The organism is Streptomyces sp. NPDC041940 (assembly GCF_055589465.1).
Genome location: NZ_JBVJBP010000009.1, coordinates 219,254 through 243,442 on the forward strand (window position 1 = coordinate 219,254; position 24,189 = coordinate 243,442).

Here is a 24,189-nt window from a genome sequence, read left to right on the forward strand (position 1 = left end):
CCGATACCGGAGTCGAACAGCTCCTGGGGCCCTGCGATCACGGTTCCGAAGAGGCTCGCCCGGATCGCGCCGCGCCCTCGGTCTCGCAAACCGGGCCTGTTCCTCGTCATCAGAGAGCGGTGCCCTCGGGCGCACCTTCCATGAGGGCCGGAATCGGCCACACCGCTTTGTCGGGCCCGCCCCGGGGAATAACCGGAGACAGTCCCCTGTTAGGCCCGGAACGACAGCACACGGCCCACAGCAGGAGGCACCCCACCGTGTCGGCAGACGAGACACCCGGCGACGAGATACGCGGCGCGGCACAGGGCAGCGCCCCCGTCCCCCTCTCCGTACTGGACCTGGTCACCGTAGGGGCCGGCCGTACCGCCTCCGACGCGCTGCGTACCAGCGTCGAGCTGGCCCGCCTCGCGGAGGCCCGCGGGTTCCACCGCTACTGGATCGCCGAGCACCACTCCATGCCGGGCGTGGCCTCGTCGTCGCCCGCCGTGATCCTGGCTCACCTCGCCGCCCACACCGACCGCATCCGGCTCGGCTCGGGCGGCGTGATGCTGCCCAACCACGCCCCGCTGGTGATCGCCGAGCAGTTCGGCACGCTGGAGGCGATGGCCCCGGGCCGGATCGACCTGGGCCTCGGCCGTGCCCCCGGCACGGACGGTGCCACGGCCGCCGCCCTGCGCCGCACCGACCGGCTGAACGAGGGCGCCGACGACTTCCCCGAGCAACTCGCCGAGCTGACCCGCTTCCTCGACGACGACTTCCCCGACGGGCACCGCTACCGCCGTATCCACGCCGTACCGGGCCCGATCCAGGCCACGTCCCCCGGCGGCGTCCAGTCCCCGCACCGGCCGCCGATCTGGCTGCTCGGCTCCTCCGGCTTCAGCGCCCGCCTCGCGGGTGTCCTCGGGCTGCCCTTCGCCTTCGCGCACCACTTCTCGGCGCAGAACACCGTCCCGGCCCTGGACCTGTACCGGGAGTCCTTCCGGCCCTCCGCCGTGCTCGACCGGCCGTACGCCCTCATCGGTGTCTCCGCCCTCGCCGCCGACGAGGAGAAGGAGGCCCGCCGGCAGGTGCTGGCCGCGGCACTCAGCATGGTCCGGCTGCGCACCGGCCGCCCAGGCCTCGTGCCCAGCCCCGAGGAGGCGGCGGCCTACGAGTTCAGCCCCATGGAGCGCGACTTCGTCGACTCCTGGAACGCCAACGTCATCCACGGCACCCCGGACGAGGTCCGCTCCGGCCTCGACGACCTCGCCAAGCGCACCGGCGCCGACGAGCTGATGATCACGGCCAACGCGCACGGCGGTGACGTCCGCGTCCGCAGTTACGAACTCATCGCCGACGCCTACGGGTTGCCGACGCCCGCCTGAACATCCGGCGTGCCCAGCAGCTCGGAGATACGGTCCGGCGACACCGGACGGGAGTACAGCCAGCCCTGTCCGGTGTCGCAGCCGATGCGCCGCAGCCGGACCGCCTGGGCCGAGGTCTCCACGCACTCGGCCGTCACGGTCAGCCCGAGCCGGTGCGCGAGCTGGATCATCGCCTCGACCACGACCTCGTCGGCGGGGTTCGGGCGGGCGCCCGCCTCCCGGTCGTCGTACTGGAAGCCCCGCACGAAGGAACCGTCCAGCTTCAGCACCGACACCGGCAGCCGGCTCAGATACGCGAGGTTCGAGTAGCCCGTGCCGAAGTCGTCGATGGCGATGCGCACGCCCATGTCGCTGAGCGCCTTCAGGGCCTGCAGCGGCCGGCCGCCCGAGCCCATCACCGCCGACTCGGTCAGCTCCAGCTGGAGCAGATGCGGCGCGAGGCCCGTCTCGGCCAGGGTCTCGGCCACGTCCGCGACCAGGTCCGAGTCCCAGACCTGCCGGACCGCCACGTTGACGCTGACGAAGATCGGCGGCTCGTCCGGATGCTCCCGCTGCCAGCGGCGGGCCTGCCGGCAGGCCGTACGCAGCACCCAGCGGCCCAGCGGGACGATCGAACCGTCCTCCTCGGCCAGTCCGATGAACCGATTCGGCGTCAGTACGCCGAACTGGGGATGATTCCAGCGGATGAGCGCCTCGACCCCGTGCAGCCGGTCGTCCTCCATGCCGACCAGCGGCTGGTACTCCAGCCGGAACTCGCCCCGGTCGATGGCAGGCCGGAGCGTGGAGGCGAGGGCCTGGCGGGTCATGCGGTGGGCGTTGCGCTCCGGGTCGAACAGCGTCCAGCGGGCCTTGCCGTCGGCCTTCGCCCAGTAGAGCGTCGTGTCCGCCGCCTGCACCAGGGCGGTGGGGGTGGTGCCGGCCGCGTGCCGTTCCACGACCCCGATCGACGCCGACACCGACAGCCGCTGGCCGGAGATGTCGAAGGGGTCCTGGATCGCCCGCAGCACGGCTTCGGCCAGCTCGGCCAGTTGTTCGGTGCCCGTGGAGTCCTCGACGAGCAGCGCGAACTCGTCGCCGCCGAGCCGGGCCACCAGCGGGGTGCTGGTGCGGGCGAAACCCGTCTCGTCCGCGCAGCGCATCAGACGCTCGGCGACGGCGGCCAGCAGCCGGTCGCCGACGCGGTGGCCGAGGGTGTCGTTGATGGCCTTGAAGCCGTCCAGGTCCAGATAGCACAGCCCGATCCGGCCCGTGCCGCTCTGCTCGTACGACTCGGCCTCCAGTGCGGCCGACAGGCGTTCGAAGAACAGCGTGCGGTTGGGCAGCCGGGTCACCGCGTCGTGCATCTGCAAGTGCCGCAGCCGGGCCTGGAGTTCCCGGCGGGAGCTGATGTCGGCCACGGACATGAGCACGCCCCGGTCGTCGGCGGGCAGCGGGGCGACCGTCACCTGCACCCACAGCGAGTGCCCGTCGGGGTGCTTGAGGCGGCGGGTGCAGCGCAGCCGGGACTGCCGGCCGCGCAGCACCTCGCGGTAGGCGTGCCAGGTGCGGGCGTCGGAGGTGAGGTCGGCCAGATCTGCGGCGGCGGCCCCGGCGAGCTCGTCCGGGGCGGTGCCGAGCAGCGCGGCGAGTGAGTCGTTGGCGCTGACGACCGTGCCCTCGCGGTCCACGACGGCCATGGCGAGCGGGGCGGCCGTGAAGACGGAGCGGTAGGGCGACTGAGACAGGTGCTCGGTAAGGGGGGTCTCGGTACGAGGGTTCTCAGTACGAGGGGGCGTGTCGATCTCACTCTCTGTGACGACCGGTCGGTCGAGGTCTGCCGCGGGCGTGGGCCCTTCGGAGGTTCCGCTCACCGCTCGCTCCCGCATGTATTCGATCTCTGTCCGTGCAGGAAAGGTCAGGAAAGTGTGCCGATCATAGAGGCTGGCCCCAGGGCCTTCCAGCCGGTGTCCAGTGTTCCCGGCCAACGGGCCCTTCTGCCAGATCGTTTCTGCTCGCACCTGGACGGCTTCTTCAGGCCCCCGACCAGTTGTGACATTCCGTGAGTGCTTCTGGGATGTCGCCTTCCGCGATGTTTCGGCTCCTTCACTCGACTGGTGCAGACAAACAGGGCGCAGTCATATAAATCGACACAGGCTGGGTGCGGTGTCCCGCGAACCGTACCCGGAGGTATCCGTGCCGCGTCAGTTCTCGCGCGCCCGACTGCGCGCCACCGCGGCCGTGTTCACCACCATGTCGGCCCTCGCCGCCACCTCCCTCGGCACCGGCCACTCGGCCGCGGGGCCCGACTCGGCCGAGCCCTGCGCCCTGACCCGCACCGACGCCCACCACTCGGAGGGCCTGGACACCTGGAACGCCGCCTATCCGCGCCCGGCCCGCTCCCTGGACGCGGTCATGGTCTTCCTGTCCTTCCCGGACGCCCGTCCGCTGACCACGCCGCAGGAACTGACCGCCGACCACTTCCCGGACACCACCCGATTCTTCGAACGGGCGTCCTACGGCCGCTTCACCCTGCGCCCGCACCCGCTCGGCCACTGGGTCCAGATGCCGCGCCCCTCCACGGCGTACGCCATACAGCGCGACTGGAGCGCCGAGCACCGGGCCGCGTATCTGCGGGACGCGCTCGCCGCGGCCGACCCGGAGGTCGACTTCTCGCGCTACGACGTCGTGTACTTCGTCGCCGACCCGGACGCGCCCGGCGTGGACTCCGACGCGACCAAGGTCGTCAATCTCACCAGCCCGATGCGGGCCGACGGCACCGACCTGCGCCGGGTCGTCACGGTGTTCGAGCAGCATCCGCCGGACCGGCTCGTCCTCGCCCACGAGACCGGGCATGTCTTCGATCTGCCCGACCTCTACCACCGGCCCGCCGACGGCAAGGGCGACTGGGACACACATGTCGGCGACTGGGACCTGATGGGCAGCCAGTTCGGACTCGCCCCCGATCTGTTCGGCTGGCACAAGTGGAAGCTGGGCTGGCTGAATCCGCGGCAGGTGCGGTGTGTGCAGGACGCCGGGCCGGCCCGGCTGACCCTGGAGCCGCTGGCCGCGGCGCCGGGGGTGCCGGTCCCGGGCGTCGCCGGGGCGCCGGCCTTCGGACTCGGGCGGGGCACCAAGCTCGCGGTGGTGCGGACGGGCCCCGACAGTGTGCTCGCCTTCGAGGCGCGGGGGCCGGTGGGCAATGACACGGCCGCGTGCCGGCAGGGGGTGCTCGTGTACCGGGTGCGGGGCGAGGCGCAGTCCGGGGGCGGCCCCATCGAGGTGATCGACGCCCATCCGCGGACCGAGGCGTGCTGGGAGGACTCGGTGTACCCGCCCCTCGCGGACGCGCCGATCGCCCTCGGCGAGAGCTTCACGGTGCCGGGGGAGGGGGTGCGGGTGGAGGTGGAGGGGCGTACGGCTTCGGGGGCGTGGACGGTGAAGATCACGGTGGGCCGCTGAGGGTGTCGTGGACACGCGAAAGGCCCCCTCGCTCTCGCGAGGGGGCCTTTCACCGTCTGTGCGCCGCCAGGGACTCGAACCCCGGACCCGCTGATTAAGAGTCAGCTGCTCTAACCAACTGAGCTAGCGGCGCCTGCTGACGTCGTAGACCTTAGCACCCTGGTCGGCGGGAGGAAAAATCGAAATCCGCACCGCCGAACGGGCTGCCCGCACGGCCGCCCACAGCAGTACTTCCGGGCCCGGGAGCCAGGGCTGACGGGTGTCGGGGGCGACGAGCCAGCGGCAGCCGGAGCGGGCGGGGGAGGCGGGCTCCGCCGGTGCGGGGATGGTCACGGCGTCGCCCGTGCCGTGGCACAGCAGGGGCGGTACGGCGCCCGTGCGGCCGGTCTCCCCGCCGTCGCGGCCGAGCGTGCCCCACTCCTCCCACGCCAGCAGCGCCGGCAGCCGCTGGGCCGTGCCCGGTGCGGCGAACAGCAGCATGCGGCCGCGGAACTCCGCGACCGGGCCCGAGCCGGGGCCGTCGTCCCACAGCCGGTCGAGCATCCGCCGCCCGAACACCGAGGGCGCGCTGACCACGTCGAAGACCGCCCCGCAGGGCAGCACGACCGGCGCGTCCGGCCGCTCCGCCCAGAGGGCGAGCGTGCTTCGCGGATACGTTCCTGCCGAAGCGAGCCAGGCGGCTCCGTCCGGGGTGACATGGGAGGCGTTCCATCCGCTGCTCATGACATCTACATCTACCGGCCGTGAGCATGCGGTTCCCGAGGGTTGCGGGAATCCGGGACAGGAGGGGGTGGGAGGGAGTATCTTGCCCGCCTGGCATATGCCACGTAGATCACACCGGGTCGACGGGACCCCGGCCCTCGACGCCGCCCCGCAGCAGGTCCCGGCCGAACTCGACCATCTTCTTGGCGTAGTCCTCGGTCCACTCGGCCCGCTCGGCGATGTCCGCGGTCGTCAGCCGGTCGAACCGCCGTGGATCGGCCAGCTGCGCCGCCGCGATCGCCTGGAACTCCACGGCCCGGTCGGCCGCGGCCCGGAACGCCAGCGTCAGCTCCGTCGACCGGGCCAGCAGGGCCCGGGGATCGTCGATCGACTCGAGGTCGAAGAAGTGCTCAGGGTCGGAGGCCGCCTCCGCGGGCTCGAAAAGCAGGGGCGCGGGGCGTAGCCGCGGTTCGTTCCGACGCGGCGTGGGCTCCGCCATGTCTTCTCCTCCTCGTCCGTCGCGCACGGCCCTCCCGGTGGAGCGGGCCACCGTCCATTGTCTCGCGGGCGCGCAAGTGGGCATCGCGGGAGTGGGTACGGCTGCCACACCACCCGGCGTTCGCCGGGGCCGCCGGAACCCGCGATGTTCGGCCACATGTGCTGGCGGGTGTCTCCGCCTGCACCGGCTACGGGCGCCACACCACCCGGTGCTCCGCCAAGTGCGCCAGCACCGCGTGGTTCGCCTCCCACCCGTCGGGAAACTTCACCACTGTCCCCAGCTGCACCGGCTCCGTCGACGGATAGTCGTCCAGCAGGTCGCTCACCCCCGCCCGGCACACCACGACGCAGGCGTGCCGATGGCGGGAGGCCAGGACGCAGAGGCGGCCTGTCTCCAGGTGGAAGGCCGTGGCGTCGGGGCGGCCGGAGAGGGGGTGCAGGACCACCGTGACGTCGTACTCACGTCCCTGCAGCCGGTTCGCCGTGTCCACGACCACGTCGGTGACGCCGAGGTCGGCCAGGGCGGCACGTACGGCCGCCGCCTGGTCCCGGTGCGCTGTGCCGACGGCGACCCGGTCGGCGGTCAGGGGCGAGGGGTCCGTCGAGCGTTCCGACGTCGCCGCGCCACCCCGGTCCAGCAGGCGCCGTACGACCGTCGCCACCGCCCGTACCGCCTCCGGGTCCGTGCGCGGGGTGCGCCGCGGGGGCAGTTCCAGCAGGCCCCAGCCCGATGCGGCCGCCTCGTCGATCACCCGGTCGGGGCCCGATCCGTCGGAGGGGACGGCGAAGGACAGGGCACGGTCGCCCGGGCCGGTGCCGCTGCGGAACGGCGTGAACGGGTAGAACGCGTCCGAGACCAGGGGAGCCGCCGAGGCCGGGAGCCGCCAGGAGACCGGCAGCCGGTGCTGGGGCAGCTCCGGGTTGTGCGCGAGCAGGGTCGTCACCGCCGAGGCCGACGGGTCGTAGGCGAGGCCCGCCCACTGCTCGCTGCCCACGATCGCGAACGGGTCCAGCTGCCCCGGGTCGCCCACGAACAGCGCCCGCTCGAACAGCCCGGCCACCGCGAGCAGCGCGTCCGAGCGCATCTGGTACGCCTCGTCGACGATCGCGTGCCGCCACGGTTCGTCGACCTTCACATGCGCCCACTTCGCCGCCGTCGAGAGCACCACGGCCAGCCCGGCGAGGTCGCCCGCCTTCGCCGACTTGCGCACGTTCGGCAGATCGTCGAGCGCCTTGTCGTACGGGTCGGAGTCGCTGCTGTGCAGCCGGCCCACCGCCAGCTCGGGATTCTTCTCGGCGAGCCTCAGGACGAGGTCGTCGACCTGGGCGTTGGTCTGCGCGACGACCATCAACGAGTGGCCCGCCTCGGCGAGTTCCAGCGCCGCGCGCACGACCAGCGTGGACTTGCCGGCACCGGGCGGGGAATCGACGACCACACCGCGCGCGGTGCCGTGCAGCGTGTCGTGGAGAATCGCGTCGGTGGCCTGGGTCGCGGCGGCGGAGGGGTCGAAGACCGTGGTCACAACACATCCTCCTCGGTCACGGGGTCGGCCGGCTCCAGCGCCGCCTCACCCGGCGGCCCGCCGTGCGTCCACGGTGTCTCCTCCGGGTCGGGCAGCTTCGCGCCGCCCCGCTGCTCGTGCTCGAAGAGCGTGAAGCAGACCCGGTCGCCCTTCTCCGGCACCGACCCCGGCTCGGGCTCCTTGCCGCGGCCCATCTTGTCGAGGACCCGCAGCACGACGTACGCGCCGTCCTCCTCGTCCCCGACGAACTCCGCCGACTGCGGCTTCCCGCCCAGCGACCGGTACACCTTCGTCCGCTCCCCGAGGTGCGGCCGGTCGTCCGTGCGGACCGTGACCAGGGGGCGGGGGCTCGGCCGCTTGCCGTCGCTGTACGTCATCACGACATCGGTGACCTCGCCCGCGAACGCCTCCCCGGACAGCCGCCGTCCGGCCATCACCAGCGGATCGTCGAGGGCCTCCTGCGCCTCGAGCCGGGCCTGTTCGCGCTCGCGCGTGGCCAGCTTGTTCGCCGCGGTGACCGCGTCGTCGCGGCGCGGCTGCGGGGGTTCGCCGGCCAGGACCCGGTCGCGGTGGCCGGTGAAGGACCAGCGGTCGCGCGTCCACCGCTCCTCGGCATACGCCCCCTCGGGCAGCTCCCGCAGCAGGTCCAGGCCCCGCCAGATCGCGTCCCAGGTGGGGCGGGTGCGGCTGAGCACCAGGTCGCGGATCTCCCGCTCGGCGCCGGTCAGCGAGCCGAGCCGGTCGTCGGCCTCCAGCCCGTCCTCGGCGACGGCGTGGGCGGTGCGGGCACGGTCGTAGCGCTCGATGGCCGGGGCGAGCAGCTTGTTGTCGAACGCCGGGTCGGTGGCCGGACCGGCCGGGGGACACGTCAGCTGGCCCCGCTCGTCCCGCTCCAGCTCGGCCCGCAGCGCGGCCTCGGCGCCGGACAGGCCCTCCGGCGGGTCGATCCAGGCGAGCAGCGCCCCCAGATGCTGGTCCTCCAGGGTGGACTGCCCGGTCGCCCAGTGCCGGCCCAGGACGTCGGTCATCGCCAGCAGCAGCGAGGATCCGGGCACCCGGGCCCGCTCCCCGAAGTGCGTCAGCCACCGCCCCAGCAACGGCACCCGGGGCGGCGCCGGATACGGGGCTTCCGGGTCCTGCTCCGCCGTACGCCGGAAACGCGTGGAGCGTCCGAGCAGCCGCACCAGGTCGATGCCCGCGCGGCTCGGCACGATCACTTGCGGGGCGTCCGCGCACAGGTCGACCTCGACCTTGACCCGCTTGCCGGTCTCGGGGTCGGTCTCGGTGCGCTCGGCGGCCTCCACGACCTCGGCGTACGCGTCGACGTACGGCAGCACCACGTCGGCCAGTTCGGCCAGGAACGCGAACCTGAGGTCGCGGTCGCGGGGCTGCGGGACGACCAGGAGACGCGGCGCGTCCCGGTCGGTGCCGACCAGCGCGCCGAGCGGGGCACCGGCCTCACCGGCGGTGATGAGCGGCACGAACACCAGCGGGCGGTCGCCGAGATGCCGGTGCCGGACGGTGGCGGCGGGCTGGGCGCGTCCGGTGCTGACGGCCTCAAGCCGGGCCAGGGTGGAGATCAGCGACACGCCGCCTCCAGGGCCTCCGCACGCAGGGCCGCCGCCCGCCGCAGCGCCGCCACCGCCGGGTCACCGGGATCCCCGGCCTCCCCGCGGGCCGCCGCGAGGACGTCCTCGACGGTTTCGAGGCCGCCCAGTTCCGCCCGCGCCGGGCGGCCGAGCGTCGTCACCGCGCCCGCCTCCCGCGATCGGCCCCGGCAGTGGAAGGCCAGCTCGCACGCGGACAGGCACTCGGGCGCGTAGGTCGCCGGGACCGACTCCACGGCGGACGACAGCGCGTCGGCGGGCAGCTCGGGGGAGAAGCACGTGCCCTCGGGGAGCTCGTCGGCGATGTCCTCGACACGGGTCAGCCGGGCCAGCTGGCGGGCCGTCACCGCGCGCTGCTTGCGGATGTCGACGGCGGACGCGGCCGGCAGGTTGGAGAAGTCCCGGGGGCAGACGAGCAGGACCCGGTGCCGCACGCGTGGGGCCGGATCCAGGTGCTCCGCGACCTTCTCCAGCGCCAGCACGTACACCGCCGCCTGGCGGGCCGCCGCCCCGACCTTCGCCGGATCCGCCGAACCGTCCAGCAGCGGGAAGGACTTGATCTCGACCACGGTCCAGCTGCCGTCCGGGTGCACCACCACCGCGTCCGGCTCCAGGAACGCCGGGGAACCAGCGACGTCCAGCGCGAGCATCGGGTGGTCGAGCAGCGTCCACGCGCCGGGATGCCCGGTGGCCTCGCGCAGCTCCAGCGCCGTACGGGCCGTACGCCCCTGGGGGCCGGTCGCGGTCAGGTCGGGCACGCGCGCGTCGGCGGGCGGCTCGGCGGTCCGGTCCAGCTTCTCGTGCACCAGCCGCAGCAGCTCCGCGCCGCCGTCGGCCTTGACCCGCGCCTCGAACGCGTTGCCCCGCGTGAGCGCGAACTGGGACTGTCCGAAGGCCGACGGCGCACCCAGCGCGCTCGCCAGCGCCGCCTTGTCCACCCCGGCACCGTCGAGGATCGCGCGCCGCGCACAACCGGGGTTGGCGGCCAGCGCCGCCAGAGCGCGCGCGTCCAGTGCCTTCGCGGGTACGTCGGGCCCGCGCAGCTCAGCGAGCCGCTGCCGGAGCGCCGTCCCCCGCGTCCTGGGGAGAGGCACTCGGCTCGGCTCCCGCTCCGAACCGCGCATCGCGCTGCCGTGGAATTCGCTCACCCGCGGAAGTCTGGCATCCGGCACTGACATCCGAGGAACCAGCGGCGGAAGTGGCTGCGGAGGCGGATGCGGAAGTGGCTGCGGAGGCGGATGCGGAAGTGGCTGCGGAAGCGGAGTCCGCCGCGACCGCCGAGACCGCAGCGAACCGCGGCACGAACCGTGCCCTGACCCGGTCCGCCGTGCGCGTCACCAGCGGCGCCAGCAGCAGTCCGACGCCCATGACGGCCGCGCCCGCGACCGCGTCGAGGAAGTAGTGGTTGGCGGTGCCCATGACCACGATCGTGGTGATCAGCGGGTAGGCGACGGCGGCCGCCTTCGCCAGGCGCGTACCGCCGTAGCGCCACAGCATCACTCCGCACCACAGGGCCCAGCCCACGTGCAGACTCGGCATGGCCGCGTACTGGTTGGTCATACCGCCCATGCCGCGCGGTGCGCTGGCCTCGGCGCCCCACCAGCCGTACGAGCTGTACTGGGCCATCGTGTCCACGAAGCCGTGGCTCGCGTCGAGGAGCCGGGGCGGGCAGGTCGGCATCAGGGTGAAGCCGATCAGGCCGACGAAGGTCGACGTCCACAGCCAGGTGCGCGCGGCGCGGTAGCGCACGGCCCGGGAGCGGAAGAGCCATATGAGGATCGCCGGCGTGACCAGGTAGTGCAGCGACGCGTACCAGAAGTCCGCCGGTATGCCTATCCACGCCTCGTGCGTGAAGAGGCGGTTGAGCGGGTGCTCGGCGTTGAGGAACAGCGCCTTCTCGATCCGCAGGATCGCCAGGCCGTTGTCGACCGCCCCGGAGACGTCGCCCCGCACGAGGAGCCGGCCCGCCGAGTAGCACGCGTACACCAGCAGGATGAGCGGCAGCTCCGTCCACCAGCGCAGCCGGGGCGCAGGGGCCGCCTCGGTGCCCGGTGTCTCGGTGTGCGGCATCCGATCGCCCTCCCCCTTCGTCGTCACGGCTCCCCGCCGGTCGTGCCACCTTACGGTGCGTGTGCGCGCCCTGGGGGCGCCCTCCGGACCTCAAAGACGCAGAGATCGCCCCCCGGGTTGCCCGTCACCAGCGTGCGCGATGATGGAGGAGTTCCGCTCGCGTTTTCCTTCCGGAAAGGTCCCCCATGGCTCCGCGCATCCTGCTGGCCCGGCACGGACAGACCGAGTGGTCCCTGTCCGGCAAGCACACCGGCAGGACCGATGTACCCCTCCTGGAGGAGGGCAGGCGTGGTGCCAAGCTGCTCGGCGAACGTCTGCACCGGGCGCCGTACGACGGACTGCCCGGCATCGAGGTGCGCACCAGCCCGCTGTCACGCGCGCGTGAAACATGTGAACTGGCCGGTTTCGGCGACCGCGCGCGGGCCTGGGACGCGTTGCTGGAGGTCGACTACGGGGCCTACGAGGGCATGACCCCGGCGGACATCCAGGCCGTCCGGCCCGGCTGGCTGATCTGGCGCGACGGCGTCCCCGAGGGCGAGACCCTCGCCGAGGTGACGGCCCGGGCGGACGAGGTGGTCTCCTGGGCGCGCTCCGAGGACCGTGACGTCCTGGTCTTCGCCCACGGGCACATCCTGCGCACTCTCGGGGCCCGGTGGCTGGGCCTGCCGATCGACTTCGCGGCCCGGATACGGCTGAACCCGACGTCCCTGTCGGTACTGGGCTGGGCGTACGGCGAGCCGGCCATCGAGAGCTGGAACGACCTCGGGCACCTCGGATAGTGAGGGCCTGTCGTCAGGTGACCCTCGGCGCCGAGGCGTGCCGCTCCAGGAACGCCGACACCCCGGAAGCCCGGCGGTGCGGAAGCAGCACACGTGCCGTGGCCGCCAGCATCGTCTGGATCCGGGACGACTGGACCTCCTCCAGCAGATCCAGCACCCGCATCCCCGCCGTCGCCGCCTCGTCGGGCCGTCCGCCCCGCGCGAGGTCGTCCGCCAGCTCCGCCGTGTACAGCGCGATGTTCCGCGTGAAGTGCGGATCTTGCAGGTCCGCCGCCCGCCGCGCGTGCCGTGCCGCCCGGCGCCAGTCGCCGAGCGCGGACCAGCACTGCGCCTCCAGGCCCTCCAGTTCGGCCTCTCCGTAGAAGCTCATCCACTCGGGGTCGGCCTCCGAGGTGCCGCGTTCGAAGAAGGTCTGTGCCCGGGCCAGTGCCTGCTCGCAGCCGACGCGGTCGGCGAGTCCCGCCCAGCCGCCCGCCTCGCGCAGCGCGAGCAGCGACATCAGCCGGGCCGAGCCCACGGGCCGGGCGACGCGCTGCGCGGCCTGGGCCGCCCGGACCGCCTCGCGCGGCCGGCCCGCGTCGCGTGCGAGGAACGCCGTGTTGCAGAAGGCGTGCGCCTCCAGGCCCGGATCGCCGGTCATCCGGGCGGTCGCGAGCGCCTCCGCGTAGTGGGAGCGGGCGTCGTCGAAGCGTCCCGAGTCGTGGGCCAGCCAGCCCACGGAGATGGCCAGTTCACCGGCGCCGGAGTAGAGCCGGTCCGCTGTGGTCTGCCGGGTGGCGCCGGCGTCCAGCAGGGCGTAGGCGGCACGCAGCGGGGCGGCCGCGCGGCGGTAGAGGCCGTCGGCTCCGTGCCGGTCGTCGAGCAGCCGGATGCGGCGGACGGCTTCTTCCAGGGCACCCGCGTCACTGCCCCCGGCGCGGCGCACGGGGCGCTGTGCCGCCGCTGCGTCGAGGGCGAGGCCGACGGGTCCCAGCGAGGCGGCGGCCACGGTGGCGCCCCCGCTGGTCATGAATGCGCGACGTAGCACGTCGCTCTCCTCGTAGGTGTCGTGCGGGTGGTACGGGTCGTACGGGTTCTGTGTTTCATACGGCTCGCACGCCCCGCTGGTCTCACTCGTGGCGTTCGCCGGGTTCGTGGTGCACGTCAGGGGCGCGTCCTCGGTGTCGCGCGCCCGGCGTCCGCGTACCGACGAGCGGGGCGCGAAGCCCAGGTCGGTGAGCGTGCGGCCTGGGAACATATGCAGGAACACCCGTTCGTACGCGTAGTTGGGGCAGCGGATCTCGCCCGCCTCGACCCGGCCGATGTACCGGGCGTCACAGCTGACCTGCTCGCCGATCTCGAGGGCGGCCCGGCGGATCACCGCGGCGAACTCGGCCGGCGAGCGCTGTCCGCGCAGCTGCCGGAAGGCGAGGTTCGGCCGTGACGGCCGGTCGGGTGGAGACGAGGTCACTGTTGACGACGCCATGGCCGGGTCCTCTCGTGCGAACCGTCGAACCATGCCGGAAATGGGGAGACTTGTACGTATTGCCCGTAAGGCCTCGCCTTGCGTCCGGCGAGCAAGAACGTACCTGCTGTGCCGGAGTCGTCACGCTGGGTTTGGCTACAAACCGGATATCTCATACGTGATCTGCCATGAACTGCCATCCTTTGCGGCTGACTTCCGCCGTAGCCGTTGACGGGCGGCCGCGTTGAACCCCACGGACCGGGAGGCCCCCGACTTCCGACCACTCGTCCAAGCAGGGGTTTCGCGGTGGAGGCCGGGATGGAGATCAGCTGCGATGTCGTGACGGTGCCGGCCCGGCAAGGGCTGGAGGCGGTCGACATCCTGCGGCGCGGCCCCGCGGAAGCGGTCGGGCCCGTCCTGCACGACGACGGGGGCGGCACGCTGGGCTTCCTGGTGCCACCGGGGACGGCCGCGGCATGGGACCTGCCGGGGAGCACCTGCACCGGAACCGACGGACGCGGCACGCCCCTGGCCCCCGAGCCGCCGGTGGCGGGCTCGGACTGGCTGCTGCCACCCGGGGAGGCGGACCTGGCGACGGACCCCGCGGCCCTGCGCGAGGCCCTGGGGGAGGCGGCCCGCATGATCAAGGCGGCGGACAGCTGCCGCTAGGTGTATTGACTCGGAGCGTGCGTCCCGCATACCGGGACGACCCCGATAATGACCCCATGGGAAAGTCGAGGAGCGGCCGGCGCAGGCAGGCCGACGCGGAGGCCGTCGTCGAGAGCGTCGACGGCGGGCTCGCCGAGCTGATCCCCGACCGCGAGCGGGCCCGCGCCTGGACCCTGGTGATCGACGGAGCCCCGCAGTCGCACGTCGACCTGGACGACCCGGAGTACCTGTCCTTCGAGTACCAGCGCCGGCTCGGGCATGTCGTCGACCTCGCCGCTCCGCCCGGCCGGCCCGTGCACGCCGTGCACCTCGGCGGCGGCGCGCTCACCCTCGCCCGCTACGTCGCCGCCACCCGGCCCCGCTCCACCCAGCAGGTCGTCGAACGGGACGCCGCCCTCGTGCAACTGGTGCGCCGGGAGCTGCCGTTGGATCCGAACGCGCGGATCCGGGTGCGGTCCGTCGACGCCCGCGAGGGCCTCGCCAAGGTGCCGGACGGCTGGGCCGACCTCGTCGTCACCGATGTGTTCAGCGGGGCCCGGACCCCGGCCCACCTGACCTCGACCGAGTTCCTCGACGATGTCCGCAGGGCCCTCAAGCCCGGCGGCGTCTACGCCGTCAACCTCGCCGACGGACCGCCGCTGGCCCACCTGCGCGGCCAGATCGCCACCGCCGCAGTCCGTTTCGAGCAGCTCGCGCTGATCGCCGACCCGACGGTGCTGCGCGGCAAGCGCTTCGGGAACGCCGTCCTGGTCGCCTCCGACCACCCCCTGCCCGTCGCCGAACTGACCCGTCGCGCCGCCTCCGACCCGCATCCCGGCCGGGTCGAGCACGGCAGGACGCTCACCGACTTCACCGGCGGGGCCGTGCCCGTGACGGACCTCGCGGCGGTGGCCTCCCCGGCGCCGCCCGCGTCGGTGTTCAGATGACCCCGTACGGCACTCCGTACGTCTCTCAGTAGGTCCCGATCTCCACGCGCGGCGGGCCGTCGTGCCAGGTGCAGAACACCGACACGCGGTCCGCGCCCGAGGAGAACTCCACGCGGATCCACGACTCCGTCTTCCACACCTGCATCGACCAGCCCGCCCCGGGGGTCGCCGAGACCAGGGAGGCGGAGGTGCGCCCGAGGTCGAAGACGGCCCGGCCGCCGTCGGTGTCGTAGCTCTTGACCTCTCCGGAGGCGGAGGCGGGGGCAGGGCCTGTGGGGGAGGGGCCGGGCGGCTTCGTGGGGGTGGGGCTCGGCTTCCTGGCGGCGGGCGGTGCGCTCGGGGTGCCCTGCGTCGGACTCGGCCTCCGTGTCGGCGTCGCCGACGGCTCCGGCTTCTGCCTGGTCGCGTCGGCGGCCTTGATGGGCAGGGCACGCGGCGGGTCGTAGGCCGTGCCCGCCATCACCGTGTGGACACCCCACCACGACAGCGTGACCGCCGCGCCCGTGGCGAGCAGCCAGGCCAGTACGTGTACGAGTCCTCTGCGCATCGCGGGCCATACTGCCCCACCCGTCCCACGAGTTGTCCACAACCGAGAGTTATCCACAGGCCCGCACCCGGCTGTTCGAGATGGCGTACGGTGCGGCGCATGGCACGTGTACTCGTGGTCGAGGACGACCAGTTCGTACGCTCGGCGCTCATCCGGCACCTGACCGACGCCTCGCACACCGTGCGCAGCGTGGGGACGGCCCTGGAGGCGCTGCGCGAGGTCGCCCATGTCCGCTTCGACGTGGTGATCCTGGACCTCGGACTGCCCGATCTCGACGGCTCCGAGGCCCTGAAGATGCTGCGCGGCATCACGGACGTGCCGGTGATCGTCGCCACGGCCCGGGACGACGAGACGGAGATCGTCCGGCTGCTGAACGCGGGCGCGGACGACTATCTGACCAAGCCCTTCTCGGTCGAGCACCTGTCGGCCCGGATGGCGGCCGTGCTGCGCCGGGCCCGCTCCGGAGCGGGAGAAGGGGAGCCGTCCCCGGCGATCCGCGTCGGCGGCCTGACCGTCGACCCGCTGCGGCGCCAGGCCGAGCTGGACGGCGCGCGGCTCGACCTCACCCGCCGCGAGTTCGACCTGCTCGCCTTCCTGGCCCGCCGGCCCGGTGTCGTCGTCCCCCGCAAAGAGCTGCTCGCCGAGGTGTGGCAGCAGTCGTACGGCGACGACCAGACCATCGACGTCCATCTGTCCTGGCTGCGCAGGAAGCTGGGTGAGACGGCCGCGAGCCCGCGCTATCTGCACACCCTGAGGGGCGTCGGTGTGAAGCTCGAACCACCGGGAGCGGAGGCGCCGCGATGAGGTGGGCCCTGGTCAAGGTGTCGCTGGCGGTGACCACCATGGTCGTGCTCGCCTTCGCGGTGCCGCTCGGACTCGTCATCCGCGAGATGGCCCGGGACCGCGCCTTCTCCAACGCCGAGCGGGAGGCCGCGGCCGTCGCCCCCGCCCTGTCCATCACCACCGACCGCGACCAGCTCGAACGGGTCGTCGCCTCCGCCGGCTCGGATGCCGGGATGGCCGTGCACATACCGGCGGGTGACGGGCAGGACGCCATCGAGCTCGGACGGCAGCGCGCCGCCGACCAGGACATCGCGGCCGTGCGGAAGCTGGGCCGCGCCTCCACCACGGGCGTCGCCGGCGGCTCGACGCTGCTCCAGCCGGTCGCGCTGAGCAGCGGCGAGATCGCGGTCGTCGAGGTGTATGTGCCGGAGTCCGAGGTCACCAACGGCCTGGGCACGGCCTGGGCGGTGCTCGCCGCGGTCGGGACCGCGCTGATCCTCGGCTCGGTCGCCGTCGCCGACCGGCTGGGCGTGCGGATGGTCCGGCCCGCGAAACGCCTGGTCGAGGGGGCGCATGACCTGGGGGAGGGCCAGCTGGGTGCCCGGGTGCCCGAGGAGGGCCCGACCGAACTGCGGCTCGCGGCGGTCGCGTTCAACTCCATGGCCGACCAGGTCGTCCAACTGCTGGCGAACGAGCGGGAGCTGGCGGCCGACCTGTCCCACCGGCTGCGTACGCCCCTGACCGTGCTGCGGCTGAACACCGCCTCGCTCGGTGAGGGACCGGCCGCCGACCAGACCCGGACCGCGGTCGAGCAGCTGGAGCGCGAGGTCGACACCATCATCCGTACGGCCCGGGAGGCCAAGCCGCAGACGGCGGCGGCCGGTCCGGGCGCAGGGTGCGACGCGGCCGAGGTGGTCCGGGAGCGGATGGCGTTCTGGTCGGCGCTGGCCGAGGACGAGGGCCGCAAGTGGCGGGTGGCCGGTGCCGAGCGGCCGGTGCGCATACCCGTGGCCCGCGCCGACCTTGCCGCCGCGCTCGACGCGCTGCTCGGCAACGTCTTCCGGCACACCCCGGAGGGCACCGCCTTCGCGGTCGACCTGCACAACGGCGAGGACGCGGTGATCGTCCTCGTATCGGACGCGGGCGCCGGGATATCCGACCCGGAGGCCGCGATGGCGCGGGGGCGCGGCTCCGGGAGCGACGGCTCGACCGGCCTCGGCCTGGACATCGTGCGCCGGCTCGCGGAATCGACCGGCGGGGACGTACGGATCGGCTCCTCGGTGCTCGGCGGGACCGAGGTGCGGATCTGGATCCAGCTGGACGGCAGAGCACCGGCCGGCAGGGGGCACCGCGGGGCGGTGCGACGCCGGCGGCCCGGCAGGCTGGCGGCCGCCTATCACCGCTCCCGGTCTCACTGACCCAGCCAACGACCCGCGAACCATCCGCGTACGACCCGTGCACAGGTCGGTCACGTTTCGACAAATGAAGTCAACGGCTCTTGACGCATGACCGGACACACGGCTGTTATTGCGCCACCGTGTTCGGTCAAGTTGATTTCTGGTCGATTACGACCGGGTTTCACGCCACACCCTCGTGGCCGAACCCTGCCCTCAGGAGCCGTTCATGCACGACCTCTCTCCCTCGGGACCCGCCCTCCCCGCTCCCGGCCGCCGGACCCTGCTGCGCGGCATAGGCGGCGCGGCCCTGCTCGGCGCCGGCATACCCCTGCTGAGTGCCTGCGGCGGCAGCGGCGCGGCCGCCGATCCGAAGACGGTCAGTCTCGGATCGAACTCCTCGGACGCGGTGCCGAAGAAGGCGTTCGCGGAGATCTACGCCGCCTTCACGAAGAAGTCCGGCATCAAGGTCGACGTGAACACCAAGGACCACAACACGTTCCAGGAGCAGATCAACTCCTATCTGCAGGGCGCGCCGGACGACGTGTTCACCTGGTTCGCCGGGTACCGGATGCAGTTCTTCGCGTCGAAGAAGCTCGCCACCCCGATCGACGACGTGTGGCAGAAGATCGGCGGGGACTTCCCCGAGGCGATGAAGAAGCTCAGCAAGGGCGAGGACGGCAAGTACTACTTCGTGCCGCTGTACACCTACCCCTGGGCGGTCTTCTACCGCAAGAGCGTCTTCGCCCAGCACGGCTACGAGGTCCCCACCACCTGGGACGACTTCGTCGCCCTGTGCAAGCGGATGAAGAAGGACGGGCTGGTCCCGATCGCCTTCGGCGACAAGGACGCCTGGCCCGCGATGGGCACCTTCGACCAGCTCAACTTCCGCACCAACGGCTACGACTTCCATGTCGAGCTGATGGCGGGCAAGGCCTCCTGGACCGATGCGAAGGTGCGCAAGGTCTTCGACCACTGGACGGAGATCCTGCCCTTCCACCAGGAGGGCGCGGTCGGCCGCACCTGGCAGGACGCGGCACAGACGCTGGTGGCGAAGAAGGCGGGCATGTATCTGCTGGGCACCTTCGTCGGCCAGCAGTTCACGAACAAGGCCGACCTGGACGACCTGGACTTCTTCGCCTTCCCGGAGATCGACCCGGCCTTCGGGCAGGACACGGTCGAGGCGCCCACCGACGGCTTCATGCTCTCCAAGGCGCCGAAGAACAGGGCGGGCGCGGTCAAGCTGCTGGAGTACCTCGGCACGCCCGAGGCCGAGCAGATCTACCTCAAGGCCGACTCCAGCGTGGTGGCCGCCTCGACGAAGGCCGACACCTCCTCCTACACCGCGCTGCAGAAGAAGTCCTTCGAGATGATCTCCAGCGCGAAGAGCCTGACGCAGTTCATGGACCGCGACTCCCGCCCGGACTTCACCTCCACGGTGATGCAGCCGGCGCTGCAGAACTTCGTCCGCAACCCCAAGAACGTCGACGGCATCCTCTCGTCGATCGAGCGCCAGAAGAAGACGATCTTCGCCTCCGCATGAGCACCGACACCACCACCGAGAACCCGGAGGCGGCCGCCGAGCCGTCTCCGGGAGCCGCTGCCCGCACGAGTCCGACGGGCCACCGTCGCCTCCTCACCCGCCGCGACCGGATCACGCTCGGTCTCATGGCGGGCCTTCCGACGATCCTGCACGTCGCCCTGGTGTGGCTGACGGCGCTCGCCTCCATCGCGCTGGCCTTCACCAGCTGGAACGGCATCGGCTTCGACTCCATCCAGTGGGTCGGCCTGCAGAACTTCAGGGAACTGTTCACCAACAACCCGCAGTTCTGGCCGGCCGTCGAGCACAACGTCGTCTGGTTCGTGGTGCTCATCCTGCTGCCCACGCCCTTCGGGCTGTTCCTCGCCGTGCAGCTCGACAAGAGCATCCGCTTCAGCCGCGTCTACCAGACCGCGTTCTTCCTGCCGGTCGTGATGTCGCTGGCGGTCATCGGCTTCGTCTGGCAGCTGGTCTACAACCCCGACACGGGCCTGATCAACAGCGTCATCGGCGCCAACAAGCCCGGCCACTACATCGACTGGATCGGCGACCCGGACCTCAACCTGTGGGCCGTACTGATCGCCGCCTCCTGGCGGCACGCCGGCTACATGATGATCCTGTACCTGGCCGGCCTGAAGGGCGTCGACCCCGCCCTGCGCGAGGCCTCCGCCCTGGACGGCGCCAACGAGTGGCAGACGTTCAAGAACGTCGTCTTCCCCACCCTTCGCCCCACCAACACCGTCGTCCTGGTCGTCACCATCATCGAGGCACTGCGCGCCTTCGACCTGGTCTTCGTCTTCAACAAGGGCGCCCAGGGCACCGAACTGCTGTCGATCCTGGTGACCAACAACATCATCGGCGAGTCCAGCCGTGTCGGCTACGGCTCCGCCATCGCCGTCGTCCTGCTGGTGATCTCGCTCGCGGTGATCATTCCGTATCTGATCGCCACCTTCCGGAAGGAGCGGCGCGCATGAGCACCGTGAGCGCACCGGTCAAGCAGCGCACCCCGATCCGCCCCGCCCGGGTCCTGCTGCACACCTTCCTCGGCATCACGGCGCTCGCCTGGCTCGCCCCGCTGCTGTGGGCGGTCCTGGCGGCCCTGCGCCCGTACGCGGAGACCAGCGAGAAGGGCTATGTCTCCTGGCCCGACAAGCTGACCCTCGACAACTTCACGAACGCGTTCACGCAGTCCGACATGACGCACTACCTCGTGAACACCCTGATCATCGCCGTCCCGGCGGTGCTGCTGACGCTGCTGCTCTCGTCGATGGTCGCCTTCTACGTCAGCCGCTTCGACTTCCGGGTCAACCTGTCGCTGCTGCTGCTCTTCACGGCGGGCAACCTGCTGCCCCAGCAGGTCATCATCACCCCGCTGTACCGCCTGTACCTGCTGATCGACCTGCCCGGCATCACGATGAGCGGCAAGCTGTACGACTCCGCGCTCGGCCTGGTGCTGATCCATGTGGCGTTCCAGTCCGGCTTCTGCGCGTTCGTGCTCAGCAACTACATGCGCTCGCTGCCGCACGAGCTGACCGAGGCCGCTCTGGTCGACGGCGCCTCGGTCTGGCGGCTGTACTGGCAGATCGTGCTGCCCCTGTGCAAGCCCGCGATGGCCGCCCTCGCGACCCTGCTCTCCATCTGGATCTACAACGACTTCTTCTGGGCCATCGTGCTCATCTCCACCGGCGAGAACATGCCGATCACCTCGGCGCTGAACAACCTCTCCGGCCAGTACTTCACCGACCCCAACCTGGTCGCCGCCGGAGCCCTGCTCACCGCGATCCCGACCCTGATCGTCTACTTCGCGCTCCAGCGCCAGTTCGTCAGCGGCCTGACCCTGGGGGCCAACAAGGGCTGACCGCTCCCCTCGTGGGTCGTACTCTTCCCAACTCCGCGTGCGTCACTGGATGATCCTCTCGTAGGGTGCCGAGACAGTGACTCTTCGTACGGGGGCAACAGTGGAGTACCGGCTGCTGATCGACGACGCCCGCCCGGGGGCGGCGGCCACACAACTCGGAGAACTGGCCGACTGGCTCCGCCACGAGCGGGAACTGCGCGGCCGGGTGCGAACGGAGCACGGCGAGATCGCCGACGGCGAGATGGGCGGGCTGCCCGAGGCCGTGGTCGTCGCCGTGGCCGCGGGCGGTGCCGTGAGCGTGCTGGCCCGCGCGGCCGTCGAGTGGGTCAAGCACCGCACGCGGGACGTGACCCTGAAGGTCGTCGAACCCGGCGGGGAAAGCCTCGAGATCAGTGTCCGGCGCGCGACCTCCCAGGACGCGCTGGTGACCGAACTCCTCGACTTCCTGGAGCGGCGGCAGAGCGCGGACCGCGATGAGACGGCCTGACCGCGCCACCTCGCGTGTCGTGCTCATCGGCACGGCCGCGTACCCGGCCGATCCCTCACTGCACACCCTCACCCCGGTACTGAACAACCTCACGGACCTGGTGAGCGCGCTGGACGAACCCGACCACGGCTGGTTCGACCCGGAGACCTGCGAGGTCGTCCGGGACCCGGGCACGGCCTCGGACCTGGCCGGCCGGCTCACCCTGCGCGCCCGGCAGGCGGAGGACCTGCTGCTCGTCTACTACGCCGGTCACGGACTGCTCGACAGCCGCGGGAACCTCTACCTGGGACTCACCACGACGGAGCGGGACCTGCTCCGCTACACGGCCATGCCGTACGACGGGGTGCGGGAAGCCGTCGCGGACAGCCCGGCCCGCAACCGAGTCGTCATCCTCGACTGCTGCTTCTCGGGACGCGCCATCGACGTCATGGCACCCGACGACGTCGTGCGGGAACAGACCCAGATCACCGGCACCTTCACCCTCACCGCGACCGCGAGCGGCGTGACCGCCCTGGCCCCGAAGGGTGAGCGCAACACCGCCTTCACCGGGGAACTGCTGAGGCTGCTGAGGGAGGGAGACCCCAGAGCCCCCATGCAGCTCACGCTGGACCACATCTACCGGTCCCTCCACCGCGCGCTGAAGAGCCGGGGTCTGCCCGAGCCGCGGCGGCAGGGCACGGACACCGTCGAGGACCTGGTGCTGGCCCACAACCGGGGCTACCGCCCGCCGTCCCTGGGCAATCCCTCGGGCGGCGGCCACCGTGGCACGGCCGGCGGCAACGGCCGACTGGTCGTCGAGGACGCCGAACAGCTCGGCCAGGGCGGCGACGCGGCGGCGGCGGTCCGCCGGTACACGGAGATCACCCAACTCCTCCTCCCGCTGTACGGCGCGGACTCGCCGAACGTGCGCAGCGCCCAGGCCAGCCGTGACTTCTGGAGACAGCGGGTCACCTGGACCACCCCGTCCCCGTGGCGGCTCACACCCGCCGCCGCGGACACCCCCGTCTGCATCTGCTTCGACTACGGGGCCGGCAACTCCGTCGTCAGCGTGCTGCAGGACGGCGAGCCCATCGTCCTCGTCAACGCCGAAGGGGCCAAGAGCACCCCGTCCGTCGTCGCCTTCGCCAAGAACGGTGAGGTGCTCGTCGGCGAGGAGGCCAGACGCCAGGCCGTCGTCAACGCGGAGCGGACGATCCACTCCGTGAAGCGTCACCTGGGCACCGACTGGGAGTTCCGGGTCGACGGCAAGACATTCCGCCCGGAGCAGATCGCCGCGTTCACCCTGCACAAGCTGAAGCGGGACGCCGAGGCCCGCCTGCGGTGCGAGGTCTCCGAGGCCGTCATCACCGTCCCGGCCCACTTCAATCAGGCCCAGAGGGAGGCGACCAGGAAGGCCGGGGAGCTCGCCGGCCTGAACGTCCTGCGTATCGTCAGTGAGCCCACCGCGGCCGCACTCGCCGCCTACGGCCGCGACAGGAACGACCGGACCGTCCTCGTCTTCGACCTGGGCGCGGGCACCTTCGGCGTGTCCCTGCTGGAGGTCGGCGACGGTGTCGTCGAGGTGAAGGCCACGAGCGGTGACACCGCGCTCGGGGGTGACGACTGGGACCAGCGCATCGTCGACCACCTGGTGCAGCGGTTCCGGACCGACCACGGGATCGACCTGCGCACGGACAAGATGGCTCTGCAGCGCGTGCGTGAGGCCGCCGAGAGAGCCAAGATCGACCTGTCCTCCTCCGCCGAGACCTTTGTCAGCCTGCCGTACGTCGCCACGTCCGCGAAAGGAACGTGGCATCTGGAGGAGAAGCTCACCCGGGTCCGGTTCCAGCAGCTGACGGCCGACCTGCTGGAGCGCTGCGAAGCCCCGTTCCACACCGTGCTCCGGGACTCCGGCACCGGCCTCGCCGACATCGACCGGGTGGTGCTCGTCGGAGGTTCCACCCGGATGCCCGCGGTCGCCGAACTCGTCAGGGAACTGACCGGAGGCAAGGAGACCGGCAGAGGCATCAACGCGGACGAGGTCGTGGCCATGGGCGCCGCCCTGCGGGCCGGTCTGCTCAAGGAGCAGATCGAGGAGATCCTGATTCTCGACGTGACGCCGTTCTCCCTCGGGGTCGAGACCAAGGGCGGCGTCATGACCAGACTGATCGAACGCAACACCACCATCCCGACGAAGCGCTCCGAGATCTTCACGACGGCCGAGGACAACCAGACGTCCATCCAGATTCGGCTCTTCCAGGGGGAACACGAGCTGGCGGCACACAACGCGCTGCTCGGGGAGTTCGAGCTGCGCGACCTGCCGCCGGCGCCGCGGGGCGTCCCGCTGATCGAGGTCACGTTCCAGGTCGACGCCGACAACCTGATCCGGATGTCGGCGAAGGACCTGGGCACGGGCCAGGAGCAACGCATCGTCCGTCTCCCCTGAAACGCCCGGGGCGCGGCACCCCCCGTCGGGTGCCGCGCCCCTTCCCCCCCCCCCCCAGGGGGGAAGAGGGAGCAGAAGTAAAGGGGGGGGGGGGGCAAAGGGGGGGGGACGTTCCAGCACCCAAGAGGGAGGGGA

General features: G+C 71.9%; 20 protein-coding genes, 1 tRNA gene and 2 pseudogenes. 13 read left to right on the top strand and 10 right to left on the bottom strand.

Translation table 11 applies throughout. The features are described 5' to 3' along the window. Positions 1 to 257 precede the first annotated feature (257 nt). Entirely contained in the window at positions 258 to 1,364 is a 1,107-nt protein-coding gene (locus ACZ6I3_RS18125) for an LLM class flavin-dependent oxidoreductase (protein WP_469415635.1), read from the top strand. Here the strand turns inward: ACZ6I3_RS18125 and ACZ6I3_RS18130 are convergent. After that, positions 1,340 to 3,229, bottom strand: a complete 1,890-nt coding sequence (locus ACZ6I3_RS18130) for a putative bifunctional diguanylate cyclase/phosphodiesterase (protein ID WP_469415636.1) — start codon at positions 3,227 to 3,229, stop codon at positions 1,340 to 1,342. The genes ACZ6I3_RS18125 and ACZ6I3_RS18130 overlap by 25 nt on opposite strands. A 277-nt stretch (positions 3,230 to 3,506) precedes the next feature. On the opposite strand from ACZ6I3_RS18130, the gene ACZ6I3_RS18135 reads away from it, so the two are divergent. After that, a complete protein-coding gene (locus ACZ6I3_RS18135) occupies positions 3,507 to 4,802 on the top strand; it encodes a M6 family metalloprotease domain-containing protein (protein ID WP_469415637.1) in 1,296 nt (431 codons plus the stop codon). Positions 4,803 to 4,861: 59 nt separating this feature from the next. Here the strand turns inward: ACZ6I3_RS18135 and ACZ6I3_RS18140 are convergent. From ACZ6I3_RS18140 to ACZ6I3_RS18170, 7 genes are all read right to left on the bottom strand, one after another. Then, positions 4,862 to 4,935, bottom strand: a tRNA-Lys gene (locus ACZ6I3_RS18140). Next, positions 4,926 to 5,525 carry a bifunctional DNA primase/polymerase gene (locus ACZ6I3_RS18145; RefSeq protein ID WP_469415639.1) on the bottom strand — a complete coding sequence of 200 codons (600 nt, stop codon included), beginning with the start codon at positions 5,523 to 5,525 and terminating at the stop codon, positions 4,926 to 4,928. Before ACZ6I3_RS18145 ends, ACZ6I3_RS18140 begins: the two co-directional genes overlap by 10 nt. 109 nt (positions 5,526 to 5,634) lie before the next feature. Next, positions 5,635 to 6,003, bottom strand: a complete 369-nt coding sequence (locus tag ACZ6I3_RS18150) for a hypothetical protein (protein WP_193478260.1) — start codon at positions 6,001 to 6,003, stop codon at positions 5,635 to 5,637. A gap of 187 nt (positions 6,004 to 6,190) precedes the next feature. Beyond that, the gene (locus tag ACZ6I3_RS18155) at positions 6,191 to 7,525 is read right to left on the bottom strand and encodes an AAA domain-containing protein (protein WP_469415641.1); all 1,335 of its coding nucleotides are present in this window, start codon (positions 7,523 to 7,525) and stop codon (positions 6,191 to 6,193) included. Then, positions 7,522 to 9,114, bottom strand: coding sequence for a hypothetical protein (locus ACZ6I3_RS18160; protein ID WP_469415642.1), 1,593 nt, complete (start codon positions 9,112 to 9,114; stop codon positions 7,522 to 7,524). The genes ACZ6I3_RS18155 and ACZ6I3_RS18160 overlap by 4 nt, the downstream gene beginning before the upstream one ends. Then, positions 9,105 to 10,226: a hypothetical protein gene (locus ACZ6I3_RS18165; RefSeq protein WP_469415717.1), complete on the bottom strand. Its 1,122-nt coding sequence runs from the start codon at positions 10,224 to 10,226 to the stop codon at positions 9,105 to 9,107. The genes ACZ6I3_RS18160 and ACZ6I3_RS18165 overlap by 10 nt, the downstream gene beginning before the upstream one ends. Further along, positions 10,177 to 11,202: a phosphatase PAP2 family protein gene (locus ACZ6I3_RS18170; RefSeq protein WP_469415719.1), complete on the bottom strand. Its 1,026-nt coding sequence runs from the start codon at positions 11,200 to 11,202 to the stop codon at positions 10,177 to 10,179. Before ACZ6I3_RS18170 ends, ACZ6I3_RS18165 begins: the two co-directional genes overlap by 50 nt. Positions 11,203 to 11,387: 185 nt before the next feature. Here ACZ6I3_RS18170 and ACZ6I3_RS18175 point away from each other — a divergent pair, with 185 nt between their 5' ends. Next, entirely contained in the window at positions 11,388 to 11,981 is a 594-nt protein-coding gene (locus ACZ6I3_RS18175; protein WP_469415643.1) for a histidine phosphatase family protein, read from the top strand. A gap of 13 nt (positions 11,982 to 11,994) precedes the next feature. On the opposite strand, the gene ACZ6I3_RS18180 is transcribed toward ACZ6I3_RS18175, so the two are convergent. Beyond that, the gene (locus ACZ6I3_RS18180) at positions 11,995 to 13,446 is read right to left on the bottom strand and encodes a hypothetical protein (protein ID WP_469415644.1); all 1,452 of its coding nucleotides are present in this window, start codon (positions 13,444 to 13,446) and stop codon (positions 11,995 to 11,997) included. Between the two features lie 297 nt (positions 13,447 to 13,743). On the opposite strand from ACZ6I3_RS18180, the gene ACZ6I3_RS18185 reads away from it, so the two are divergent. Both ACZ6I3_RS18185 and ACZ6I3_RS18190 read left to right on the top strand, forming a co-directional pair. Beyond that, the gene (locus tag ACZ6I3_RS18185) at positions 13,744 to 14,094 is read left to right on the top strand and encodes a hypothetical protein (RefSeq protein ID WP_469415646.1); all 351 of its coding nucleotides are present in this window, start codon (positions 13,744 to 13,746) and stop codon (positions 14,092 to 14,094) included. A 56-nt stretch (positions 14,095 to 14,150) separates the two neighbouring features. After that, on the top strand, positions 14,151 to 15,020 hold the full coding sequence (locus tag ACZ6I3_RS18190) for a spermidine synthase (RefSeq protein WP_469415648.1): 870 nt from the start codon (positions 14,151 to 14,153) through the stop codon (positions 15,018 to 15,020). Between the two features lie 25 nt (positions 15,021 to 15,045). On the opposite strand, the gene ACZ6I3_RS18195 is transcribed toward ACZ6I3_RS18190, so the two are convergent. Then, entirely contained in the window at positions 15,046 to 15,567 is a 522-nt protein-coding gene (locus ACZ6I3_RS18195; RefSeq protein WP_469415649.1) for a hypothetical protein, read from the bottom strand. Between the two features lie 99 nt (positions 15,568 to 15,666). Here ACZ6I3_RS18195 and ACZ6I3_RS18200 point away from each other — a divergent pair, with 99 nt between their 5' ends. The 8 genes and pseudogenes from ACZ6I3_RS18200 to dnaK form a co-directional block, all read left to right on the top strand. After that, positions 15,667 to 16,371: a response regulator transcription factor gene (locus ACZ6I3_RS18200; RefSeq protein ID WP_469415650.1), complete on the top strand. Its 705-nt coding sequence runs from the start codon at positions 15,667 to 15,669 to the stop codon at positions 16,369 to 16,371. Continuing rightward, positions 16,368 to 17,768 (top strand): sensor histidine kinase, encoded by a 1,401-nt coding sequence (locus ACZ6I3_RS18205; RefSeq protein WP_469415652.1) that lies wholly within the window; start codon positions 16,368 to 16,370, stop codon positions 17,766 to 17,768. The genes ACZ6I3_RS18200 and ACZ6I3_RS18205 overlap by 4 nt, the downstream gene beginning before the upstream one ends. 205 nt (positions 17,769 to 17,973) lie before the next feature. After that, positions 17,974 to 19,287, top strand: a complete 1,314-nt coding sequence (locus ACZ6I3_RS18210) for an ABC transporter substrate-binding protein (protein WP_469415654.1) — start codon at positions 17,974 to 17,976, stop codon at positions 19,285 to 19,287. After that, positions 19,284 to 20,258 (top strand): carbohydrate ABC transporter permease, encoded by a 975-nt coding sequence (locus tag ACZ6I3_RS18215; RefSeq protein ID WP_469415656.1) that lies wholly within the window; start codon positions 19,284 to 19,286, stop codon positions 20,256 to 20,258. The genes ACZ6I3_RS18210 and ACZ6I3_RS18215 overlap by 4 nt, the downstream gene beginning before the upstream one ends. Then, positions 20,255 to 21,142: a carbohydrate ABC transporter permease gene (locus tag ACZ6I3_RS18220; protein WP_469415657.1), complete on the top strand. Its 888-nt coding sequence runs from the start codon at positions 20,255 to 20,257 to the stop codon at positions 21,140 to 21,142. The genes ACZ6I3_RS18215 and ACZ6I3_RS18220 overlap by 4 nt, the downstream gene beginning before the upstream one ends. A 76-nt stretch (positions 21,143 to 21,218) precedes the next feature. Beyond that, a complete protein-coding gene (locus ACZ6I3_RS18225; protein ID WP_469415658.1) occupies positions 21,219 to 21,629 on the top strand; it encodes an effector-associated constant component EACC1 in 411 nt (136 codons plus the stop codon). After that, positions 21,616 to 22,263 (top strand): annotated as a pseudogene (locus ACZ6I3_RS18230) (caspase family protein); the annotation flags it as partial. The gene ACZ6I3_RS18225 and the pseudogene ACZ6I3_RS18230, both read left to right, overlap by 14 nt. Before the next feature lie 375 nt (positions 22,264 to 22,638). After that, a pseudogene (gene dnaK / locus ACZ6I3_RS18235) lies at positions 22,639 to 24,039 on the top strand (molecular chaperone DnaK); the annotation flags it as partial. Between the last annotated feature and the right edge of the window lie 150 nt (positions 24,040 to 24,189).

Coding starts and splice junctions, on each gene's coding strand:
- ACZ6I3_RS18185 (WP_469415646.1), top strand. CDS start 13,744: ATGGAGATCAGCTGCGATGTCGTGACGGTGCCGGCCCGGCAAGGGCTG.
- ACZ6I3_RS18175 (WP_469415643.1), top strand. CDS start 11,388: ATGGCTCCGCGCATCCTGCTGGCCCGGCACGGACAGACCGAGTGGTCC.
- ACZ6I3_RS18220 (WP_469415657.1), top strand. CDS start 20,255: ATGAGCACCGTGAGCGCACCGGTCAAGCAGCGCACCCCGATCCGCCCC.
- ACZ6I3_RS18180 (WP_469415644.1), bottom strand. CDS start 13,446: ATGGCGTCGTCAACAGTGACCTCGTCTCCACCCGACCGGCCGTCACGG.
- ACZ6I3_RS18190 (WP_469415648.1), top strand. CDS start 14,151: ATGGGAAAGTCGAGGAGCGGCCGGCGCAGGCAGGCCGACGCGGAGGCC.
- ACZ6I3_RS18130 (WP_469415636.1), bottom strand. CDS start 3,229: ATGCGGGAGCGAGCGGTGAGCGGAACCTCCGAAGGGCCCACGCCCGCG.
- ACZ6I3_RS18210 (WP_469415654.1), top strand. CDS start 17,974: ATGCACGACCTCTCTCCCTCGGGACCCGCCCTCCCCGCTCCCGGCCGC.
- ACZ6I3_RS18205 (WP_469415652.1), top strand. CDS start 16,368: ATGAGGTGGGCCCTGGTCAAGGTGTCGCTGGCGGTGACCACCATGGTC.
- ACZ6I3_RS18200 (WP_469415650.1), top strand. CDS start 15,667: ATGGCACGTGTACTCGTGGTCGAGGACGACCAGTTCGTACGCTCGGCG.
- ACZ6I3_RS18145 (WP_469415639.1), bottom strand. CDS start 5,525: ATGAGCAGCGGATGGAACGCCTCCCATGTCACCCCGGACGGAGCCGCC.
- ACZ6I3_RS18150 (WP_193478260.1), bottom strand. CDS start 6,003: ATGGCGGAGCCCACGCCGCGTCGGAACGAACCGCGGCTACGCCCCGCG.
- ACZ6I3_RS18170 (WP_469415719.1), bottom strand. CDS start 11,202: ATGCCGCACACCGAGACACCGGGCACCGAGGCGGCCCCTGCGCCCCGG.
- ACZ6I3_RS18195 (WP_469415649.1), bottom strand. CDS start 15,567: ATGCGCAGAGGACTCGTACACGTACTGGCCTGGCTGCTCGCCACGGGC.
- ACZ6I3_RS18215 (WP_469415656.1), top strand. CDS start 19,284: ATGAGCACCGACACCACCACCGAGAACCCGGAGGCGGCCGCCGAGCCG.